The sequence below is a fragment of the Wujia sp. genome, from assembly GCF_056872695.1.
The window spans coordinates 1-518 of record NZ_DBMFCD010000009.1 but is presented as its reverse complement, the minus strand read 5'-3'; the positions used below and the strand labels follow the sequence as shown (position 1 = coordinate 518).

Genomic DNA, 518 nt, shown 5'->3' with positions numbered 1-518 from the left:
TCTCGGTTCTTTCAAAAGACTACTTATTCTGTTTTGTCCGATATTACTGTATTCTGCTGCCTCTTCAATTGTAAGAGCCACTTTTTCACATATCGCAACATATTGTTTGTTCATAAAATCCTTTCCTTATTGTTTAACGTGCGTAGCATACACTTCTATCCGCAATACGCACGATCATTCTTTGTATTCAACAACATTTTCGCTTTCTCCATTTTCGCACTTGCAATCGCTTCTCGTTTGCTTGCGCCCCCAACATACATTGGTGTACACATTTCTAAAATACGGTCATAGATACGCCTTTTGTCCAACATGGTCTCGCTTTTTATTTCTTTCAGAGGAAGATTGGTTGTGATGATCAAAGGTCGTCCCGAACGGATCCTGCGGTCTATGACGCTAAAAATAATTCCTAACGCATATTCTGAATTTCGTTCCACTCCAAGATCATCAATAATCAAAAGCTGGTAAGAAGCCAATGCATTGATATATTCCGTTTTGTCTGCCAGTGGAAATATATCATC

At 38.8% G+C, this 518-nt stretch carries 1 protein-coding gene; it reads right to left on the bottom strand.

Going from position 1 to position 518, the window contains the following annotated elements:
- Positions 1-155: 155 nt before the first annotated feature.
- The coding region (locus tag ACZQK9_RS09205; protein ID WP_483270394.1) for an ATP-binding protein at positions 156-518 on the bottom strand (363 nt) is incomplete at its 5' end.